Below are 20,738 nucleotides of genomic sequence, written 5' to 3'. Positions count from 1 at the left end.
AAAATCTTTGGAAAATTTTACCGATTATGATTTGTTTGTGCGGACAATTAAAACGTCGCATCGGGATGATCGTGCGATATGTTCGGAAACGCTTCCGATCAAGAATCGTTCAACAGCATTCATACCTGTGGCTCCACAAATAATCAAGTCCGCTTCGACTTTTTTAGCGACATCTCTGGGAATGACCGCTTTAGGAGAACCGTGTTCTAAAAACGTAACGATATTTTTTACACCCGCTTTTTCGGCTTTCTTTTTGTAGTCTTCCAGAAGCTCCTGTCCGTATTTTTCAGCTTGTGCGGTGATAGTGTAGTCATAGGCTTCAACGCCTGCAAATACTCGGGTGTCGATGACATGAACCAAGTAGATGGTGGCTTCATTGCGCTTGGCGATTTCGATGGATTTTTTAAAGGCCCATTCCGCCTCTTGAGAACCGTCGACTGCTACCAGAATATGTTTATATTGGGTATCCATTTCTTATACCTCCTTTTTCTTCATTGTAAAACAAATAGGAGTATAAATGTGTGGAAATTTTTCGAAAAATGTTGCAATATCATTATCATATGTGTGAAAAAGGAGAAAATGTACATTTGAAAATCTTTTTTGGCAAGGTCGAAAGTGATCCTATAACGTATTTCTCATAAAGGGAAGAGCAGGCCGCTACAGAAGAGTTATCATTGAAAAATCCTTTTTATCAGTCTTTTTTCTTAGTGAAAAAGAACTTGTCTATAAAACGGACAAGTTCTTTTATTTACAGGATGGAGGCGACATCGCGGAATCTCAGGGGAAGCGCAAAGCCGGCTCTCGTGCGACTGCAGCCAGTCTGTTAAGAGGAAGGCTTTTGTCACTCTAATCCCCGAATGTATTGCTTTTATTCCGCTTTCCCTATTTACTTAATAATTTGCAATTCTTTCGGATATTTCGTCAGCACTTCCACACCTTTGTCAGTCACGACAACATCATCTTCGATTCGGACACCGGCTTTTTCTTGGACATAAATGCCAGGTTCAATCGTAAAGACCATGCCTTTTTTTAAGGCTAAATCGTTTGTCTCCGTCACATATGGATACTCGTGGACGCTGATTCCTAATCCGTGACCGAGGCGATGGGAAAAATATTCTCCGTATCCAGCTTGTGCAATGATGTTTCTCGCTGTCAAATCCAGTTCTTTCAATGGAACGCCCGGTTTGACTGCGCGGACTGCCGCTTGCTGGGCTGTTAAAACCGTTTGGTAAATGGTTTCTTGTTCATCTGTTATATCCCCGTAGGCGACGGTTCTTGTAATGTCTGAGCAATATCCTTTATAAACAACTCCTAAGTCAAATAATACTAAATCGCCTCTTTTCACCTTAGAGACCCCAAGAGTGCCATGCGGGGATGAAGCATTTTTTCCTGTTAAGACCATCGTGGCGAATGACATTTCCGAAATTCCTTTTTTCTTGAGTTCATATTCAATCACGGCGATGATCTCAAGCTCGGTTTTTCCCTCTTTTAATTCTGAAACTCCCACTTGAACAGCGTAATCAGCATATTCTGCCGCTTTTCTCATCAGCTGTATTTCTTCCTCATTTTTGATCATTCGCAGTTGTTTTAATGTATCATCCAATCCAGTAAAGGACGCATCAGAGAATCGGGAAGCCAGTTGTTCATATCGGCTAATATTTAAATGTTCCTTTTCCAGCGCGATTTTTCGTACGGAATTGAGCCGTGACTTGACGGCTTTTTCGATTTCTTCCCACGGATTCACAATGTCGCTGTAGCCGATGATTTCATGCTCCCAGCCGGCCTTTTTCGCTTCTTTCGCTTCCATCTGCGGACAAATCAAAAAAGGTTCCTCCCGTTGAAAAACGCCAACGGCTAAAACACGTTCGTGAGGATCGCTTCTATAATTCGTAAAATAAAAAACATTATCAGGCAATGTGATGAAAGAAAAGTCAATCTCTGTTTCTTTCATCCAATCTATCAAATTTCTCAATCGGCTGTTCATGGTTATATCCCCCTCATTGATTCCTTAAATATAAGCGTAACAGCAAAATATAGGAAAGTAAACAAAGATGTAGGCAGAGTGTTTTTTGATAAAATTTAGGAAATTTTGACAATACAGTAAATGATGGAATCTCAAAAAGAAATCTTATAAGGCAGGATTTTTGGACGTTGCCAACGAAATATGCAAAAATGAGAAATATGAATAGTGTAAGAAAGGAGATTGAAATATGAAAATTTCTTACCACGGCCACTCTATCGTTAAAATTGAAACAAATGGAAAGACGATTCTGATTGATCCATTTATCACCGGAAACGAATTAACGGACTTGAAGGCTGACGAGGTAAAAGCGGATGCGATTATTTTAACGCATGGTCATTCGGATCATGTAGGAGATACGGTTGAGATTGCCAAAAGAAATCATTCACAAGTGATTGCCATTAATGAACTGGCTGTTTATTTAGGAAAGCAAGGACTGAACACCCATGGCATGAGCATTGGGGGAGCTTATGAATTTGATTTTGGAAAAGTCAAATTCACACAAGCGTTTCACGGAACCGGGTTTGAAACAAAAGATGGACAGATCCTTTATATGGGGATGCCGGCAGGCGTACTGGTCATGGCTGAAGGAAAAACGATTTTCCATGCGGGAGACACCGGGTTATTTTCTGATTTGAAACTGATCGGCGAAAGACATCCGATCGATATTGCGTTTTTGCCCATTGGAGATAACTTTACGATGGGACCGGAAGATGCGGCGATTGCAGCTAAATTTTTGGGAGCTAAGACAGTCGTACCGATTCATTACAACACGTTCCCGGTTATTAAACAAGATCCCGCCCGCTTTATTGAATTGCTGGAAGATCAAAACGGCAAAATTCTGGAGCCGGGTGACAGCATCGAGCTGTAATCAAATGACAGTAAGGAGCTGGCTGATCAAGGGAAATGCCTACCTTGTTTCGGTTCAGCTCTTTTTAGATGGTTTTCTTAACGGTCTCCATGCTAATTGAATCGCTCTGTTTTTCACTTTATAATGGGAATAGATGATGAAAGGGAAAGGTGAAAAACTTGGCGACCAAACATGAGCAGATTTTAGAGTATATAGAAGGACTTCCTATAGGTGAAAAGATTTCTGTAAGACAAATTGCCAAAGCGTTAAATGTAAGCGAAGGAACGGCTTATCGGGCTATTAAAGATGCGGAAACGAAAGGATTCGTCAGCGCCATTGAAAGGGTAGGAACCATTCGCATCGAGAAAAAGAAGAAAGAAAATATCGAGAAACTTACCTATGCGGAAGTAGTCAATATTATTGACGGTCAAGTGCTGGGCGGTCGTGCCGGGTTGTATAAAACGTTGAACAAATTTGTAATCGGAGCGATGAAGCTGGATGCCATGATGCGGTATACGGGAGCGGGCAATCTGTTGATTGTCGGCAATCGCACCCAAGCTCATGAATTGGCGCTGCGGGCGGGGGCAGGTGTGCTGATTACCGGAGGATTTGACACAGAAGACCATGTGAAAAAATTAGCTGATGAATTAGAACTGCCGATTATATCGACCAGTTACGATACATTTACAGTGGCTACCATGATCAACCGTGCTATTTACGACCAGCTGATCAAAAAGGAAATTATTTTAGTCGGAGATACTTTGACTCCCGTTGAAAAAACAGCGTACTTAACGTTATCCGACACCGTTGGCGACTATCATGAAAAGAATAAGAAAACAGGCCACGGACGGTTTCCTGTTGTGGATCAACAATTGAAAGTGGTAGGCATTGTCACAACGAAAGATATTATGGGATATGAATCGGATGTATCGATTGAAAAAGTCATGACGAAAAAGCCTTTGACCGTAAGCCAACGGACGAGTGTCGCTTCGGCTGCCCATATGATGATTTGGGAGGGAATCGAAGTATTGCCGGTCGTCGATGATCAGAATAAGCTGCAAGGGATTATCAGCAGACAAGATGTATTGAAGGCCCTGCAGATGAATTCGCGCCAACCTCAAGTAGGGGAAACGATTGATGATCTGATTACGAAGCAATTCGATATTTCCACTTCCAATCAAGAACAGTCGAACGTGTATAAATTTGAGGTCACCCCCCAAATGACAAACCAGCTGGGTACTATCTCCTATGGAGTTTTTACAACATTAGTGACGGAAGCAGCCAATCGGGCATTAAAAGCGCAAAAAAAAGGCGATCACGTTGTGGAAAATATGACGATTTACTACTTTAAGCCTGTCCAATTAGAAAGCATGATCGAAATCCATCCGAAAGTATTAGAGGCTGGAAGAAAATTTGGGAAAATTGATATTGAAGTATTCAATGAGAACAAACTGGTCGGAAAAGCTCTGTTGATGGTTCAAATGATCGATAGATGACAGCTGTCCGCCAAAACGAGCAGCTGTCGAAAGAAATTTCAAGAGGATTTGTCCCATTCTGCTGCTTCTTGTTTGACATACGGGGTAAAATGACGGTAAGCTTTGAAGCCGGCCCATACGCTGGAAAATCCAAGAACTATAAAGATCGTCGCTATCGCGTAGGCCACTGTCGATTGCTGAACGAAAAACGTGTTGATGCCGAACAAACCTACAAAAAGACCCAGCATCATGCTTGATTTTGCGGAGAGCCATTTTCTTTCCATTGGACGGTTGCTTCTTACGTACTGAATTTTATAGAAAAGATAAAAAGCCAGCGATAAAACAATGAAAAAAACAAAAACGGGCATTTGCATTCCTCCACTAGTACATTCTCATTCCATTGTATCGAATTACGAACGGAAAAAAAAGGAAATATCGTGAATAAAGAAGGGAATTTATGATGAAAAAAGAGATACTAGAAAAAATCAAACAGTACGAAACCATTATTATCCACCGGCATATTCGCCCCGATCCCGATGCATACGGATCTCAAGGAGGATTAGCGGAAATTTTGCGCGCTTCCTTTACGGATAAACATATCTATACGGTCGGACAAGAAGATCCTTCTTTGCACTTTTTAAACCGCATGGATCAAATTGAAGATCAAGTTTATAACGGGGCGCTTGTCATCGTTTGCGACACGGCCAATCGTGAAAGAATCAGTGATGAACGTTATCAACTCGGAGATTTTATCATTAAAATCGACCATCATCCTAATGAAGATCCTTATGGCGATTTGCTTTGGGTGGACACGTCGGCCAGTTCGGTCAGTGAAATGATCTACGAATTTTACTTGGAATGCAAAGACGAAGGATTAAAGATGACCAACGATGCCGCTCGACTTATTTATGCCGGCATTGTCGGAGATACGGGTAGATTCCTTTATCCAAGCACGACGGAAAAAACGTTTCGATACGCTGCCGAGTTGATTCAATATGGATTTAACCGCAGCTTGCTTTATACACAGTTGTATGAAATGGATTTCAACTTATTAAAATTAAAAGGATTTATCTTGCAAAACTTTGAACTCCGTCCAAGCGGCGCCGGCAGTGTCATCATTAAAAAAGATCTCTTGGAGCAGTTCCAAGTCAGCGTTTCCGAAGCTTCACAACTGGTGAGCGTTTTGGGAGACGTAAAGGGAATCAAAGCGTGGGCTTTCTTTATTGAAGAGGGAGATCAAATCAGAGTGCGATTGCGTTCGAAGGGCCCCATTATCAATGGATTGGCGAAAAAGTACAAAGGTGGCGGCCATCCGCTGGCTGCGGGAGCTTCCGTTTATTCATGGGACGATGTGGAACAAGTGATTCACGATTTGGATGAACTGTGCAGAAAATAAGCATAAATCGGCGCTTAAAAGGCGCCGATTCTTATTTGGCCAGTTCCAATTCCAAGTAGATTTCAACGGTCGTGTAAAAATACACTTCTTTTACTTTTAGATGAAATCTTTTATTTTGAATTTTTAACATCTTGTTTTCGATAAGCTCCTTAATGATTTGCTTATTGGCGAAAACGGTTTCTAAGTTTTTGGCTAATAAGGCGTCCAAATCTTTTTTGATTAGCTCTTCCGCTTCAAATTGACTATGTGAATCTTTGATTCCATATTTTTCGAAATTTATGATTTCTACATCAATGTTTTGTACGGTTAGCATTTCTTGATTTTTCTTGTTCAGCTTCTTAAACTCTTCCTGCCAAATGGAAAGGTGATCGTTCAAATCGCTGATCTCTTCTTTTTGCCTTTCAATCGTATTCGTTTGTTTTTCTTGAAGAGAGCCGAACATGTACAAAAAAACAAGCCAGCCGACGCATGCTCCGATGGCGGTTCCTGCTATAAATATTTGCCAATTCTTTTTGTGATAAAGAGGCGGAATTCTCATCGTTTAAATATGCTCCTGGGTCAACCATTGGATAATGGCAGCGCCGGTCTGAGCCCCGCCCATTGCCGACAAAATCAAAAGAAATTGACGGATGAGTTCTTTTGTTTCACCTTGCAAAAAGCCTCTTTCAAAGCTGTACAAAGTGTCAAATGTTCCGCCGATCGCAGCGATGATCGCCCATATACGGACATTGTTGGAAATATTATAGATTTCCGTCATGGGTGGTTTACCAGTTATAAAGGACGCAAAACCGCCAATCAAGGATCCCCCTAATAGAACACCAAGAGCAATAAAAAAACATTTGAAAAATTCCGGGAAAAATGCTTCATTCACGTTTATCCTCTCCCGCTATTAAAAGTTTGCTACATTATGTATATGGACATACCGATTCATGTATGTAAAACATCGATGGTTTCCTTTTCATCCGTACAATTGTTCGTATGGAATTTTCCCTATATAATAAGCTGTAAGGTAATATCCATTCTTAGAGGTACGCGTTGAGGATGGAAAAAGAAGCGGGAAACAGGTCAGAAAGGAGGGGACAAGCTGTTGTTTGCCCATTTGCAAATTAAAACGGGTTACAGTTTGTTATCAAGCACCATTATGCCTGACAAATTAGCGGAGTACGGTAAAAAACTAGGACTAAAAGCGCTGGCGTTGACGGACCATAACGTCATGTACGCAGCCGTTCCATTTTATAAAGCATGCAAAGCAAACGGAATTAAACCGATTATCGGGTTGACGGCTGACATCCAATCTCCTATTGGACAAGGACGATCGTTTCCGCTTGTCCTTCTCGCAAAACATAATACCGGCTATCAAAATTTGCTGAAGATTTCCAGCTTGATCCAAACAAAGTCACCGCAAGGACTTCCTATCAAGTGGCTAAAAGCTTATTCAAAAGGACTTTTCGCTTTTACTCCGGGGATGGAAGGGGAAATTGAACAGCTCATTCTGAACGGAGAACTTGAAAAAGCGGGCCAAGTCGCCCACGTTTTCAAGAACATTTTCGAACAGGAAAGCTTTTATTTTTCGCTTCAAGACCATTTGCTCTCCCAGGAAGAAGAAATTCGCGCCGGTTTGACGGCTTTAAGCAAAGAAATGGAGATCTCCTGTATCGTCACTCACGATGTCCAATATTTGGATAAAGGCGATTCTTTTTCTCATGAATGTTTGTTGGCGATACGAGACGGAGCCAAACTGGCAGATGAAAATCGGAAGACGCTTGCCAATGATGAATATGATTTAAAGTCGCCTGCTGAAATGTATAAGCGTTTTTCCGCTTATCCTGATGCACTGGAAAATACGCTGAAGATTGTGGAGCAATGTACGGTTGAAATTCATTTTCACCAGCAGCTGCTTCCTAAATATCCGCTTCCGGACAATGAAAATGCCAAAGAGGTTCTTTACCGGCTGTGTATGCAAGGTCTTGAAAAAATAGGCAAGAAAGAAGATCCTCATTATTTGGAACGGCTCTCCTATGAATTAGCGGTTATCGATAAAATGGGATTTAACGATTATTTTTTGATTGTCTGGGATTTTATGAAGTTTGCAAGATCGCAAGCTATTTTGACGGGGCCTGGACGGGGGTCAGCAGCTGGCTCGCTGGTGGCTTATTTGTTGGAAATAACGGATATTGATCCGTTAAAATACGGGTTATTATTTGAAAGGTTTTTAAATCCGGAAAGGGTGACAATGCCGGATATTGATCTTGATTTTCCGGATCATCGAAGGGATGAGGTCATACGGTATGTCGCCAAGAAATATGGAAACATTCATGTCGCTCAAATCATCACATTCGGAACATTGTCGGCGAAAGCGGTTATAAGGGATATTGCAAGAGTGTTCGGATTTCAAACGAAAGAATTGGATCAAATTTCCAAAATGCTACCATCTCGCCTCGGCCTGACTTTATTGGATGCTTACAAGGATTCTTCGATGTTAAGAACATGGGTAGAAAGTGATCCGGTGCATAAACAAATATTTGAAACGGCATTAAAACTTGAAGGGCTGCCGCGGCATGCGTCCACCCATGCAGCCGGCGTGGTGATCACGGAACAGCCGCTTGTGGAATTGATACCCATTCAACAAGGTCATGATGAAATGTATATGACACAATTTACAATGGATATTTTAGAAGAATTAGGCCTTTTGAAAATTGATTTTCTCGGACTCCGTAATTTAACGATTTTAGAAAGAATTTTAGATTCGATTCAATACTCGTCAGGAGAAAAAATGGATCTCAGCGAGATTCCGCTCAATGATCGCAAAACGTTTGAACTGCTTGGCAAAGGACAAACAACGGGTGTTTTTCAATTGGAATCGGAGGGGATGCGCAAAGTGCTCATGCGGCTGAAGCCGAGCGATTTTGAAGATATTGTGGCCGTTAATGCTTTGTATCGTCCGGGACCAATGGAAAATATCCCTCTTTATATTGAACGGAAGCACGGGTTGAAAAAAATCGCGTATCCCCACCCCGACTTGGAAGGAATTTTAAAACAAACATATGGCGTTCTCATTTATCAAGAGCAAATTATGCAAATCGCTTCCAAAATGGCGGGATTTTCTTTAGGAGAAGCCGATTTGCTGCGTCGAGCTGTCGGGAAAAAGAAAAAAGAAGTGTTGGCGGAAGAAAGAAAACATTTTATTGAGGGCGCTGTTCGAAACGGCTACAGCAAGGAAACGGCCGATCAAATTTACGATTTAATTGTGCGATTTGCCAATTATGGTTTTAATCGCAGCCATGCGGTCGCCTACAGCAAAATTGCTTATCAGCTCGCTTATTTAAAAGCGCATTATCCGTTATACTTTATGGCCGCCCTTTTGACATCGGTGATTGGAAGCGAAAAAAAAATAGCCCAATATGTGAGAGAAGCAAAAGAAATGGGAATTCAGATTTTGAGGCCTTCGATTCAGAGCAGTCAATTTTTTTTCAAAGCCGAAAAAGAAGGAATTCGCTTCGGTCTTGCTGCGATTAAAGGAGTGGGTGCGGCCGCCGTTAAGGAAATTTTAAGAGCCCGCAAGGAAAAGATGTTTGAAGATTTGTTTGATTTTTGTCTGCGTGTTTCACCGCAGGCTGTGAATCGCAGGACGATAGAATCTCTTATTTTAGCCGGGGCATTTGATGATTTTGGAAAAGACCGTGCGACATTGCTTGCAAGTGTGGATGCAGCGATAGACCATGCGGAATTTATGAGACCTGATCCAAATGAAAACGGCCATTTCGAATTGTTTGCAGATGAGAGTTTTTTTCCAAAACCTAAATATACAGAAGTGGAACCAATGCCAGATGATATGCGCCTGAAATATGAAAAAGAAGTGCTTGGCCTGTATTTATCCAGCCATCCGGTCTCTGTGCATAAGTCATTGTTTCAAAAGCTTGGAGTCGTTGATATCGCTTATTTGAAAAGCCAAAGGAAAAAAATGATCATCGGTGTCTATATTCATGAATTTCGAGTGATTCGAACGAAAAAAGGAGAAAAAATGGCCTTTTTGAGCATTTCGGATGAAAGCGGAGAAATGGAAGCCGTTTTGTTTCCTGAAATCTACCGTAAATTTTTCGGAATATGCGAAAAAGGGACCGTTGTCTTAATGGAAGGGACAAATGAAGAAAGAAACGGAAATGAACAATTTATTGTCTCAAACGCATACGGAATAGAAGAAGCAGAAGAACTGGCCGCTAGAATGAATCAGCGCCTTTACTTAAAAATTACGAAAGAAAAAAAAGAGAAAGAAACGCTTCAAGCTGTGTATCGCATTTTAAAAAAATACAAAGGGGAAACGGCGGTATGGGTTCATTATGAGGATGAGCATCGGACGATTCAGCTTCTAAAGGACCGCTGGGTCAATCCGACAGAAGCTTGCATAGCGGAGCTTAAAACGGTATTGGGAAGCGAAAACGTTGTATTAAAAAGAATATAGTTTTCCAACCAACTGACTTATGGTATAGTGGTAAATAGACATTGAAAATTGGTCTGACCACAAAAAATCATGCATTTGAGAATCACAACATTGGTTTAAAGAATAAGAGCTAGTTCGTTGTTTAGGACAGATCATGGAACAAAAGGTTAGACAATACAGACGATAGCGCCATCGTTTATAGCTGGCCTTGCCAGAATGGAGATGGCGCTTCGGAAAAGAAGTCACGGCCAGGCGGAAAAGAAGGAGACGGTTCAACGAAGGTTCAACAGCCGAGAGAATACAAATGACGAACCCTTTTTCTCCAATCGATGGAATGCCGGCGTAGTACGGATGAAGGAGTGAATATTTTGTCATTAAGAGAAGAAGCTTTGCACATGCATAAGTTGAATCAAGGAAAATTGGAAACCGTGGCAAAAGTTCAGGTCATGAATCAAAAAGACTTAAGTCTTGCCTATTCTCCTGGAGTGGCTGAGCCGTGTAAAGAGATCTACGAAAAGCCGGAAACGGTTTATGATTACACAATGAAAGGGAACACAGTAGCCGTCGTTTCCGATGGAACGGCGGTTCTTGGATTAGGAAATATTGGTCCGGAGGCGGCTCTTCCCGTAATGGAAGGAAAAGCAGTGCTGTTTAAAAGTTTTGCCGGCGTTGATGCTTTTCCAATTTGTTTAACGTCTTTCCGAAAGAAGTCTCCCATCCTCTAGGAATGTGAAGGTGTGAATAGCACCAATGAGTAGGTGGGAGATGAATTTCGGTTGGCTTTAGCCAAAGTTATTTTTCCAATCCCTTTCTCAACAATTCTAAGATTGCGGCTGTTCTAGTTGGAATCCCATTTTCTTTTTGATATTGCTCCAATTTTTCTAATATCGTCTTAGGCATACGAATTTCTACACGTTCTTTCTCTTCTCTCATGATTATCACCTCATATTGATTGTACGGATTTTTTACGGTATAATCAATATATACGAAATTTTTCCGCACAAAGTGAGGTGAATTGATATGGCCAAGCAAAACAAAGCTTTCAAGTTTCGTTTGTTACCAAACAAAGAACAATCCGCATTATTAGCTAAGACATTTGGTTGTGTTCGCTTTGTCTACAATAAGATGTTAGCTGAACGCAAAGAAACGTATGAAAAGTTCAAGGATGATAAAGAATTGCTTAAAAAGCAAAAGTTTCCGACCCCTGCAAAATATAAAAGTGAATTTCCATTCCTAAAAGAAGTGGATTCTTTAGCTTTGGCAAATGCACAAATGAACTTACAGACTGCTTATAAGAATTTCTTTGAAGGAAATGCGGATTTTCCAAAGTTCAAAAATCGTAAAGCAAAACAATCCTATACAACTAATATGGTCAACGGAAATATTAAGCTAGAAAATGGTCATATCAAACTGCCAAAAATCAAAAAGCCAATAAAAATGAAACAGCATAGAGAGATACCTGCTGATTATAAAATCAAATCTTGCACTATTTCTAAAACAAAGACAGGCAAATACTACATTTCAATTTTGACAGAATATGAGAAAGATATTCGTCCAGTTAAAATACAGAAAGTTGTTGGTTTGGATTTTGCTATGGATGGTCTATATGTCGAGAGTGAACAGGGTAAGAAAGCCAATTACCCACGTTACTATCGGCAAGCCTTAGATAAATTAGCAAAAGCACAACGAATTCTTTCTCGAAGAAAGAAAGGTTCTGCAAGATGGGAAAAACAACACCTGAAAGTGGCTAAGCTACATGAAAAGACAGCGAATCAGCGCAGAAACTTTCTTCATCATAAGTCAAAAGAATTAGCAACAAACTATGACGCTGTGATTATTGAGGACTTAGACATGAAAGGCATGTCTCAAGCCCTCAACTTTGGAAAAAGCGTTCATGATAACGGCTGGGGGATGTTCACTACTTTCTTAGCGTATAAGCTAAAAGAACAGGGGAAACAACTTGTGAAAATTGATAAGTGGTTTCCCTCCACTAAGAAGTGTTCATGTTGCGGCAAGGAAAAAGAAATGCCATTATCTGAACGTGTATATAAATGTTCTTGCGGCTTTGTATTAGATCGCGATCACAATTCAGCAATCAATATCAAAAATGAGGGATTACGCTTATTAGCATAAAGAATAATAACTTTCGGAACGAGAGGGTTAGCTCGGTCAATTTTCTGTCATTAGACGGGATTACCCGAGAAGCCCCCACTTCAATCAAACCGTAAGGTTGATAAGTGGAGGGTAGTTCACATACGAATGATGTGGAAAAAATTGTCGAGACAGTGAAGCTATTGGAGCCAACATTTGGGGGCGTTAATTTAGAAGATATTGCGGCCCCGAATTGTTTTATCATTGAAGAACGACTGAAAAAAGAGACCAATATTCCGGTATTTCATGATGATCAACATGGAACGGCGATCGTGACCGTTGCCGGCTTGCTGAATGCCCTTAAAATTGTCAATAAAAAAATGACAGAGATTAAAGTAGTGGCAAACGGTGCGGGAGCTGCTGGAATTGCTATTATTAAACTTTTGTATCATTATGGTGTAAGGGACATTATCATGTGCGATTCCAAAGGAGCCATCTATGAAGGCCGTCCGGAAGGCATGAATAAGGTAAAAGAAGAGGTAGCCAAGTACACCAACCGCGAGCACAAAAAGGGAAGTTTGGCAGATGTGATAAAAGGCGCTGATGTATTTATAGGAGTTTCCGTTGCCGGTGCACTGACAAAAGAAATGGTTCGTTCCATGAACGATCAACCGATTATTTTTGCGATGGCGAATCCTGTTCCGGAAATTATGCCGGATGAAGCGAAAGAGGCCGGAGCGATGGTTGTCGGGACAGGCCGATCCGATTTTCCAAACCAAGTGAATAATGTGTTGGCTTTCCCGGGTATTTTTCGGGGAGCGTTGGATGTGCGAGCAACTCATATTAATGAAAAGATGAAACAAGCAGCGGTGGAAGCCATTGCGAGTCTCATTTCAGATGAAGAACTTGATACAAGCTATTGTATCCCCGGCCCTTTTGATCCGAGAGTTGCACCGCGGGTAGCGGCGGCGGTCGCCAAAGCGGCGATGGAAACAGGAGTGGCAAGAAGAAAGGTAGATCCTGAAGAAGTATATGAACGGACCATGAGATTGGCGGCTATTGGAAAAGGTGAGTGAAACGAGCTGTGAAAGACGCTCTTCCAAAATCCAAGTTTGTGGAAATCGTACAAGAAATTAGAAAGATGATTGAAAAAGATGGTCTGCTTCCCGGAGACAAAATTCCATCTGAACGGGAATTGTCGGAACACCTGGACGTTGGGCGTTCCTCCGTCCGGGAAGCGCTGAGAGCCCTCGAACTTCTGGGATTGATTGAAACAAGAAGAGGAGAGGGAACTTTTTTGCGTCATTTCCATGACCATCGTCTTGTTGAACTTCTTGGCATGTTTATTTTGCAAGATCCAAAGATACAAGACGATGTCGTGAAAGCAAAAGAAATCATGGAAGTCGGAGGGCTGTCATTGGCTCTTCAACATCGATCTCTCCATGAAAAGATAAAAAAGGCTCGGGAAAGTCTTGAAAAGGAAGAATGGTCGGAATATGACTTTTTTTCTTTTATTTTGGATTTAGGAGAAAATCATTTATTAAAAAAGATTTGGCTGATTGTCTCAGACTATGCAACTTCCATTCAAAATCAACATTGGACAATTGAAAAATACAAACCCTATTATTTAAAGCTTTTAGAAGCAATGGAAAAACAAGATTTCTTTGCTTGCTATCGTGTTTATCAAGAAATTCAAAAGTTGTCGAATGGAAGGTGACAAACTTTTGCGTATTTTTTAAAAAAATTTGTGTAAAGTGGAGACAATCTTTAGAAGCGAAGCCTAACAAGGGAGGATTCACCTTGATTAAAGATTTCTTTAATAAGCCAAAGAAGCGAAAATATGTCACCGTTCCTTCTGATGCACCGAAGCATGACGTACCGGAAGGAATTATGACAAAATGCCCCCAGTGCAAGAAAATTATGTATACGAAAGAGTTGAAAAAAAATCTCCATATATGCCTTCATTGCGGATATCATCATCAAATGTCTGCTTATGAACGGATTGAGTCGTTGATAGATGAGGGAACTTTTACAGAAATCAATGCCGAACTTATGACAGAAAATCCTTTGAACTTTCCTCATTACCTGGAAAAAATTGAAAAAGACCGCCAAAAATCAAAATTAAATGAGGCTGTTGTGACGGGTATTGGAGAAATAAACGGATATAAGACTGCCATTGCGGTAATGGATGCTAAATTTCGCATGGGAAGCATGGGATCCGTTGTCGGGGAAAAAATCGTCAGAACGGTAGAGGAAGCCGATCGTTTAGGGATTCCGTTTATCATCTTCACTGCTTCTGGCGGTGCACGAATGCAAGAAGGTATAGTATCTCTTATGCAAATGGCGAAGACGAGTGCTGCCTTGAAGCGATTCAGTGACAACGGTGGGCTTTTCATTTCCGTGATGACCCATCCAACGACAGGAGGGGTTTCTGCTAGTTTCGCTTCCTTAGGAGATTATAATTTTGCGGAACCTGGTGCGCTGATTGGATTTGCCGGACGCCGAATCATCGAGCAAACCATTCGGGAAGAGCTTCCGGAAGATTTTCAAACAGCGGAGTTTTTGTTGAAACATGGACAACTGGATGACGTCATTCCAAGAAATGAACTGAAGGATAAATTAACTGTCCTTTTAGATATTCATCAGCCAAGGGGTGAGCTGGCGTGGTAAACAGTCTTGAATTTGAAAAGCCGATTATTGAACTACGGGAGAAAATCGCGGAATTGAAAGAATTCACGGCCAAATCGGATGTGGATTTATCAGATGAAATTGAAACGTTGGAGAATCGGCTGGAAAAATTGGAAAAGCATATTTATGACAATTTAAAACCTTGGGATCGTGTGCAAATGGCCAGACACCCGCAACGGCCAACTACCCTTGATTATATTGAACATTTATTTACAGATTTTATCGAGCTTCATGGAGACCGCCTTTTTGGGGAGGATGAAGCCATTGTCGGCGGAGTGGCCAAATATTACGGTTTGCCGGTTACGGTAATTGGACACCAACGCGGAAAAGATACGAAAGAAAACATCCGTCGGAATTTTGGCATGCCTCATCCGGAAGGATACCGAAAGGCCCTTCGTCTTATGAAGCAAGCGGAAAAATTTCACCGTCCCATTATTTGTTTTATTGATACAAAAGGTGCTTATCCGGGTAAAGCGGCAGAGGAACGCGGACAAAGCGAAGCGATAGCCAGAAATTTGTTTGAAATGGCCGGATTAAGAGTGCCGATTGTCTGCATCGTGATCGGTGAAGGCGGAAGCGGGGGGGCTCTAGCTTTAGGGATCGGCAATCATTTATTTATGCTTGAGAACTCTACGTATTCTGTCATCTCGCCTGAAGGAGCAGCAGCTCTTTTATGGAAGGATGCTTCAAAAGCAAAATTGGCGGCCGAAACGATGAAAATTACGGCTCCTGATTTGAAAGAATTGGGAGTTATTGATGATGTGATTAAAGAAGTGCGCGGCGGCGCGCATCGCGATCCTAAAAAACAAGCCGAATTTATTGACGAAACGCTGAAACGTTCTTTAAAACAGCTCATTTCGTTGAGCGAGGAAGAATTGGTGAATCAGCGCTACGAAAAATATAGAGCTATTGGTGAATATACCGTTTTAAACGAATATATAGGAACTCATAAATAACGCGCTTCTCTTAACGGAGCGCGTTTTTTCATATACATCCATCCTCGGATTTTCCTTTTGGCGTCATCCTCCTGAGCATGAACCTTTCTATGATTGGCCGCTCGATTTTTGCAGGTATGATCAGATCAGCGTTTGGAATTGTTTCTGAAATTGGAAAGAATAAACATTCGATGGTATGGTAATTTTTTCACATTATGTATCTTAAGTCCTTTATTAGGAAATAAATTGAAATGATTTTGTTTGTCGAAGAGAATAAAAAACGCTTCCAGTTCACCGACAATTTTGTCTTTTTGAAAGGATTGTTAGGTATATTGTGAACACCTTTCCTTCGTGGTATTTTAAAGAGGGATATTGCTAGCAGAACTGTAGAAATGCTGTAGACCTCGATCAAAAATAGAGGATTGCCCGCATGAGGAAACAGGATTTCTACACTTGGACTTTAGAAAACAGAATAAAATGAGTGGCAGTGCAAATTACTTTGTAGAGGTGATGATGATGAAAAGAATCGGCGTTTTAACAAGCGGGGGCGATGCTCCGGGAATGAATGCCGCGATTCGGGCGGTCGTAAGGAAGGGAATTTTTCATAATTTAGAAGTTTTTGGGATTTATCAAGGCTATACTGGTTTAATTAACGGACATATTGAAAAACTTGAATTAGGTTCTGTTGGTGATATTGTTCATCGCGGAGGAACGATTTTACGATCAGCACGCTGCCCGGAATTTAAAACCCCGGAAGGTCAGCAAAAAGGGGTGGAACAGTTAAGAAAACATGGGATCGACGGTTTGGTCGTGATTGGCGGAGACGGTTCTTATCGCGGGGCAAAAGCTTTAACGGAACTTGGTTTTCCATGCATCGGAGTTCCGGGAACGATTGACAATGATATCCCGGGAACGGAATTTACGATCGGTTTTGACACGGCTCTCAATACAGTGATTGATGCTATTGACAAAATCAGAGATACGGCAAGTTCCCATGAAAGAACCTTTATTATTGAAGTAATGGGAAGAGATGCCGGTGATTTAGCGTTGTGGGCTGGATTGGCCGGCGGAGCTGAAACGATTGTGATTCCGGAAGAACCTTTCAATATGGATGAAATCATCGAACGGTTAAAGAATGGTCAAAAACGCGACAAAAAGCATAGTATTATCGTAGTAGCGGAAGGTGTTATGAGCGGGACAGAGTTTGCGAAATTGATCCAAAAAGAATGTGATATAGAAGTTAGGGTTTCTGTGCTTGGGCACATTCAGCGTGGAGGATCGCCGACAGCTACAGACCGTGTGTTGGCAAGCCGCCTAGGAGCCAGAGCAGTGGAATTGTTGATCGAAGGAAAAGGCGGACGAGCTGTCGGTATTGAAAAAAATCAACTTGTCGATTATGACATTATAGAAGCACTTGGCAGAAAGCATCAATTGGATCTAAACATGTACAAGCTTTCAAAAGAACTTTCTATTTAATTTGTGGATATGGGGTGGCAAACCGTGAGAAAAACGAAAATTGTATGTACGATTGGGCCAGCAAGCGAAAGCGTAGAAATGTTGGCAAAATTAATGGAAGCAGGAATGAACGTCGCACGATTAAATTTCTCTCATGGAGATCATGAAGAACATGCTGTTCGGATTCGAAATATTCGTGAGGCTGCTAAACAAACCGGCAAAACGGTAGGCATTTTGCTGGATACAAAAGGACCGGAAATTCGCACACATAATATGGAGAACGGTGCTGTCGAACTGAAAAAAGGCACAAACGTCATTGTTTCAATGAAAGAAGTAACAGGAACGGCAGAAAAATTTTCTGTTACTTACCCAAACTTAATCGATGATGTAGAAATAGGATCGAGAATCTTGCTGGATGACGGTTTGATAGGATTGGAAGTTGTTTCAATCGACAAAGAAAACGGAGAAATTCATACGAAAGTATTAAACAGCGGTATTCTTAAGAATAAAAAAGGAGTAAATGTTCCTGGCGTTTCGGTTAATTTGCCTGGTATTACCGAAAAGGATGCAAAAGATATCATTTTTGGAATCCAGCAAGGGATTGATTTCATTGCTGCTTCCTTTGTAAGAAGAGCGTCCGATGTCTTGGAAATCCGACAAATTCTTGAGGAACATAATGCGACACATATTCAAATCATTCCTAAAATCGAAAACCAAGAGGGCGTTGAAAACATCGATGAAATCTTGGAAGTATCCGATGGGTTAATGGTGGCACGAGGCGATTTGGGAGTGGAAATTCCAGCTGAAGAAGTTCCGCTTGTCCAAAAAGAACTGATCAAAAAATGCAACGAGATGGGGAAACCGGTTATTACTGCGACACAGATGCTGGATTCCATGCAAAGAAATCCGCGTCCTACCCGTGCGGAAGCGAGTGACGTGGCCAATGCCATCTTTGATGGTACCGATGCGATCATGTTGTCAGGAGAAACCGCAGCGGGAGCGTATCCGCTTGAGGCTGTACAAACGATGCACCGGATTGCTTCACGAGCGGAAAAAGCTCTGAACTATCCTGCGATCTTGACCGAAAGAAGCAAGAACACAGGACATAATATGACCAATGCCATTGGACAGTCCGTTGCCTATACGGCTCTTAATTTAGATGTTCATGCGATTATCGCACCAACCGTAAGCGGCCATACAGCCAAAATGATTTCACGCTACAGAACGAAAGCGCCGATTATTGCGGTTACTTCTAGTGAGCAAGTTTGCCGCAGTCTTGCCCTTGTGTGGGGAGTTTATCCGCAAAAAAGTAAAGCAGCTGAATCCACTGATGAAATGTTGGAGTTGGCCGTTCTTGCAGGATTAGATTCCGGCATGATCAAACAAGGAGACTTGGTTGTGATTACGGCTGGGGTTCCTGTAGGTGAATCCGGTACGACCAATTTAATGAAAATTCACGTTGTGGGAGATATCCTTGTAAAAGGGCAAGGAATAGGAAGAAAATCATCTGTAGGGAAAGTAGTCATCGCCAAAAATGCAAAAGAAGCATTAGAAAAAGTGCAAGAGAATTCCATTTTAGTCACAATAGGAACGGATAAAGACATGGTTCCAGCTATTGAAAAATGTGCGGCTCTTATAACGGAAGAAGGCGGAATAACCAGCCACGGGGCTGTTGTAGGATTGAATTTAGGGATTCCTGTTATAGTGGGAGTAGAAGATGCCATGAAAAATTTAAAAGAAGGACAGGAAGTCACCGTCGATGCCGCCTGCGGTGTGGTTTATAACGGACGTGCCAGCGTGCTTTAACGAATAAGAAGAAGCTGGGTTCCCAGCTTCTTCTCTTCTTATATGATCATGGGATAAAGTCACAGATGAACGTGATGCAGAAAGGTTTTTGGATTGGAGTCCTTAAAAAACCAATGAATTTTTCGTTTCTCTGGTGACGCTTCGCTCTTGGTGAATTACGTTCAAGTTTTCATTTCGTTTTTAGCGGGAAAATGTTAAGAATCGTCTTTTGTGAATAGAAGAAAGATGGAACGATCCGTCCTATCATAAAAAAATGTCAGCTTTATCAGCTGACATTTTTATCTGAGGAGCTTCCTTTGATGATATAGTTCCATAAATCTTGAAATACATTGGCTTGGTGGAGGGTCTTGATGATGACAAGAACGACCGGCCCTAATATGAGGCCAAGAAATCCGACGACTTTGAAGCCGACAAATAAGGCGATCAATGTGGCTAAAGGATCCAAGCCAATGCTGGAAGAAAGAACTTTTGGTTCCATGAATTGTCGCTGCGCAATGACGATTATATAAAGAACCGAAAGACCGATTCCGAGCGAAACTTCCCCGGAAATAAATTCATAAATAATCCACGGGACAAAAACGACTCCCGTTCCAAGGTATGGCATAAGATCCACGAGTCCTGTGACTAATGCAATCGTGATGGCGTATTTAACCCTCAAAATAAGCAATCCAATTAACACGATCACGGCCGTCATCGAAATGAGTGTGAGTTGAGCACGGACAAAACCAAAAAGTGCTTTTTTGAGGTCCACAAATACCTGCTCGCTGCTTGAACGTGCCTTTTTGGGCATATATTTTTCAAATCGATCTTTTAGTCTGTCCAAATCTTTGCTGATAAAAAAAGTGGCTAGTAATGAAAAGATTAGAACAGTAGCTGCATTAGGAATCCAAGAAATTAGATCAGGAAGCTTTAAGAAGAAATTTTTTAAAAACTCTCCGGCACTTGTAGCAATTTTTTGGCCGACATTTTGAATATTGTTCAAAATGGTTTCTTGTTGGTTGGCGCCCAAATTTTTGAACAGTTTTGAAGCTTGATCATATAATGGGATGATTTGGCCGGCAATAAAATTTTCCGTGTACTTGACAATCGTTTCCACATGTCCCGGGACTACGTTTGCCAAATAATTCGCGCCCGCTACAATTTCTGTTATCAGCAAGGAAATGATGCCGATAAAAATAGCAAAAATAATAAGGATTGAGGCAATTACCGCAACGGGTCTCGGAAACTTCAGGCGCTTTTCGAGGACATTCACGAGTGGGTTAATCAAAAAAGCGATCGCCAGCGCAATAATGAACGGATAAGTTACTTTTGACACGACAAAGAGCGCGTACAACAACAGCAAAACAGCTCCAACCACAATAAAAAAGCGCAAAACACGATATAGCTTTTCAGGATTCAATCGACTTTTCTCTCCTTATACCAAATAAGATCTTGCAATCTATTTGTATTGTAGCAGTTACCCCGTGAGAATAAAAGTGTTATCTTTTTTTATAGCGTGTTAGAATCCATAAAGGCCCCTTTGCATGATTCGGATGAATAACAGTCGATTTTTTAATCAAAGAGAGGATGGCAGAATACCATTCA

At 41.3% G+C, this 20,738-nt stretch carries 17 protein-coding genes and 2 pseudogenes; 12 read left to right on the top strand and 7 right to left on the bottom strand.

The window, feature by feature from the left end:
* Nucleotides 1–24 precede the first annotated feature (24 nt).
* Together N1I87_RS13370 and N1I87_RS13365 are read right to left on the bottom strand one after the other, a co-directional pair.
* The gene (locus N1I87_RS13370) at nt 25–471 is read right to left on the bottom strand and encodes a universal stress protein (RefSeq protein WP_341102236.1); all 447 of its coding nucleotides are present in this window, start codon (nt 469–471) and stop codon (nt 25–27) included.
* A gap of 415 nt (nt 472–886) precedes the next feature.
* The gene (locus N1I87_RS13365) at nt 887–1,984 is read right to left on the bottom strand and encodes a M24 family metallopeptidase (RefSeq protein ID WP_341102233.1); all 1,098 of its coding nucleotides are present in this window, start codon (nt 1,982–1,984) and stop codon (nt 887–889) included.
* A 226-nt stretch (nt 1,985–2,210) separates the two neighbouring features.
* Here N1I87_RS13365 and N1I87_RS13360 point away from each other — a divergent pair, with 226 nt between their 5' ends.
* Both N1I87_RS13360 and N1I87_RS13355 read left to right on the top strand, forming a co-directional pair.
* Nucleotides 2,211–2,891 carry a metal-dependent hydrolase gene (locus N1I87_RS13360; protein WP_003355634.1) on the top strand — a complete coding sequence of 227 codons (681 nt, stop codon included), beginning with the start codon at nt 2,211–2,213 and terminating at the stop codon, nt 2,889–2,891.
* Nucleotides 2,892–3,049: 158 nt separating this feature from the next.
* The gene (locus N1I87_RS13355) at nt 3,050–4,366 is read left to right on the top strand and encodes a DRTGG domain-containing protein (protein ID WP_040341853.1); all 1,317 of its coding nucleotides are present in this window, start codon (nt 3,050–3,052) and stop codon (nt 4,364–4,366) included.
* A 38-nt stretch (nt 4,367–4,404) separates the two neighbouring features.
* Here the strand turns inward: N1I87_RS13355 and N1I87_RS13350 are convergent, their stop codons facing one another.
* On the bottom strand, nt 4,405–4,713 hold the full coding sequence (locus N1I87_RS13350; protein WP_003355632.1) for a YtpI family protein: 309 nt from the start codon (nt 4,711–4,713) through the stop codon (nt 4,405–4,407).
* A 92-nt stretch (nt 4,714–4,805) separates the two neighbouring features.
* Between N1I87_RS13350 and N1I87_RS13345 the strand changes: the two genes are divergently transcribed.
* The gene (locus N1I87_RS13345) at nt 4,806–5,741 is read left to right on the top strand and encodes a DHH family phosphoesterase (RefSeq protein ID WP_341102230.1); all 936 of its coding nucleotides are present in this window, start codon (nt 4,806–4,808) and stop codon (nt 5,739–5,741) included.
* Nucleotides 5,742–5,772: 31 nt separating this feature from the next.
* Here the strand turns inward: N1I87_RS13345 and ytrI are convergent, their stop codons facing one another.
* Both ytrI and N1I87_RS13335 read right to left on the bottom strand, forming a co-directional pair.
* On the bottom strand, nt 5,773–6,279 hold the full coding sequence (gene ytrI / locus N1I87_RS13340; RefSeq protein WP_003355630.1) for a sporulation membrane protein YtrI: 507 nt from the start codon (nt 6,277–6,279) through the stop codon (nt 5,773–5,775).
* Nucleotides 6,280–6,282: 3 nt separating this feature from the next.
* A complete protein-coding gene (locus tag N1I87_RS13335) occupies nt 6,283–6,612 on the bottom strand; it encodes a YtrH family sporulation protein (RefSeq protein ID WP_270583973.1) in 330 nt (109 codons plus the stop codon).
* 216 nt (nt 6,613–6,828) lie between these two features.
* Between N1I87_RS13335 and dnaE the strand changes: the two genes are divergently transcribed.
* Nucleotides 6,829–10,200 (top strand): DNA polymerase III subunit alpha, encoded by a 3,372-nt coding sequence (gene dnaE / locus N1I87_RS13330; RefSeq protein WP_341102228.1) that lies wholly within the window; start codon nt 6,829–6,831, stop codon nt 10,198–10,200.
* A gap of 347 nt (nt 10,201–10,547) precedes the next feature.
* A pseudogene (locus tag N1I87_RS13325) lies at nt 10,548–10,877 on the top strand (NAD-dependent malic enzyme); the annotation flags it as partial.
* 94 nt (nt 10,878–10,971) lie between these two features.
* On the opposite strand, the gene N1I87_RS13320 reads toward N1I87_RS13325, so the two are convergent.
* A complete protein-coding gene (locus N1I87_RS13320; protein WP_003352379.1) occupies nt 10,972–11,112 on the bottom strand; it encodes a ribbon-helix-helix protein, CopG family in 141 nt (46 codons plus the stop codon).
* Between the two features lie 87 nt (nt 11,113–11,199).
* On the opposite strand from N1I87_RS13320, the gene N1I87_RS13315 reads away from it, so the two are divergent.
* The 7 genes and pseudogenes from N1I87_RS13315 to pyk all read left to right on the top strand — a co-directional run bounded on the left by N1I87_RS13315 (nt 11,200) and on the right by pyk (nt 19,154).
* Nucleotides 11,200–12,312: an RNA-guided endonuclease TnpB family protein gene (locus N1I87_RS13315; RefSeq protein WP_003353982.1), complete on the top strand. Its 1,113-nt coding sequence runs from the start codon at nt 11,200–11,202 to the stop codon at nt 12,310–12,312.
* A 119-nt stretch (nt 12,313–12,431) separates the two neighbouring features.
* A pseudogene (locus N1I87_RS13310) lies at nt 12,432–13,346 on the top strand (NAD(P)-dependent malic enzyme); the annotation flags it as partial.
* Nucleotides 13,343–13,987, top strand: coding sequence for a FadR/GntR family transcriptional regulator (locus tag N1I87_RS13305; RefSeq protein WP_003355623.1), 645 nt, complete (start codon nt 13,343–13,345; stop codon nt 13,985–13,987). The pseudogene N1I87_RS13310 and the gene N1I87_RS13305, both read left to right, overlap by 4 nt.
* Nucleotides 13,988–14,070: 83 nt before the next feature.
* Entirely contained in the window at nt 14,071–14,940 is an 870-nt protein-coding gene (accD, locus tag N1I87_RS13300; RefSeq protein ID WP_003355622.1) for an acetyl-CoA carboxylase, carboxyltransferase subunit beta, read from the top strand.
* Entirely contained in the window at nt 14,934–15,914 is a 981-nt protein-coding gene (gene accA, locus N1I87_RS13295; RefSeq protein ID WP_003355621.1) for an acetyl-CoA carboxylase carboxyl transferase subunit alpha, read from the top strand. Before accD ends, accA begins: the two co-directional genes overlap by 7 nt.
* 495 nt (nt 15,915–16,409) lie before the next feature.
* Nucleotides 16,410–17,369, top strand: coding sequence for a 6-phosphofructokinase (gene pfkA, locus N1I87_RS13290; protein ID WP_003355620.1), 960 nt, complete (start codon nt 16,410–16,412; stop codon nt 17,367–17,369).
* A 24-nt stretch (nt 17,370–17,393) separates the two neighbouring features.
* On the top strand, nt 17,394–19,154 hold the full coding sequence (pyk, locus tag N1I87_RS13285) for a pyruvate kinase (RefSeq protein WP_341102226.1): 1,761 nt from the start codon (nt 17,394–17,396) through the stop codon (nt 19,152–19,154).
* Nucleotides 19,155–19,419: 265 nt separating this feature from the next.
* Here pyk and ytvI read toward each other — a convergent pair whose 3' ends face one another.
* Nucleotides 19,420–20,553, bottom strand: a complete 1,134-nt coding sequence (ytvI, locus tag N1I87_RS13280; RefSeq protein WP_341102224.1) for a sporulation integral membrane protein YtvI — start codon at nt 20,551–20,553, stop codon at nt 19,420–19,422.
* Between the last annotated feature and the right edge of the window lie 185 nt (nt 20,554–20,738).

The sequence above is a fragment of the Bacillus sp. FSL W8-0102 genome, from assembly GCF_038007225.1.
Lineage (GTDB): Bacteria > Bacillota > Bacilli > Bacillales > DSM-4216 > Bacillus_O > Bacillus_O smithii.
Note: the sequence above shows the minus strand (reverse complement) of the source record. Positions and strands in the feature narration are given on the sequence as shown.

Excerpts from the sequence above, each read along its gene's own strand:
- ytrI (WP_003355630.1), bottom strand. The coding sequence starts at position 6,279 with ATGAGAATTCCGCCTCTTTATCACAAAAAGAATTGGCAAATATTTATA.
- N1I87_RS13350 (WP_003355632.1), bottom strand. The coding sequence starts at position 4,713 with ATGCCCGTTTTTGTTTTTTTCATTGTTTTATCGCTGGCTTTTTATCTT.
- pfkA (WP_003355620.1), top strand. The coding sequence starts at position 16,410 with ATGAAAAGAATCGGCGTTTTAACAAGCGGGGGCGATGCTCCGGGAATG.
- N1I87_RS13345 (WP_341102230.1), top strand. The coding sequence starts at position 4,806 with ATGAAAAAAGAGATACTAGAAAAAATCAAACAGTACGAAACCATTATT.
- N1I87_RS13365 (WP_341102233.1), bottom strand. The coding sequence starts at position 1,984 with ATGAACAGCCGATTGAGAAATTTGATAGATTGGATGAAAGAAACAGAG.
- N1I87_RS13360 (WP_003355634.1), top strand. The coding sequence starts at position 2,211 with ATGAAAATTTCTTACCACGGCCACTCTATCGTTAAAATTGAAACAAAT.
- N1I87_RS13370 (WP_341102236.1), bottom strand. The coding sequence starts at position 471 with ATGGATACCCAATATAAACATATTCTGGTAGCAGTCGACGGTTCTCAA.
- N1I87_RS13320 (WP_003352379.1), bottom strand. The coding sequence starts at position 11,112 with ATGAGAGAAGAGAAAGAACGTGTAGAAATTCGTATGCCTAAGACGATA.
- N1I87_RS13315 (WP_003353982.1), top strand. The coding sequence starts at position 11,200 with ATGGCCAAGCAAAACAAAGCTTTCAAGTTTCGTTTGTTACCAAACAAA.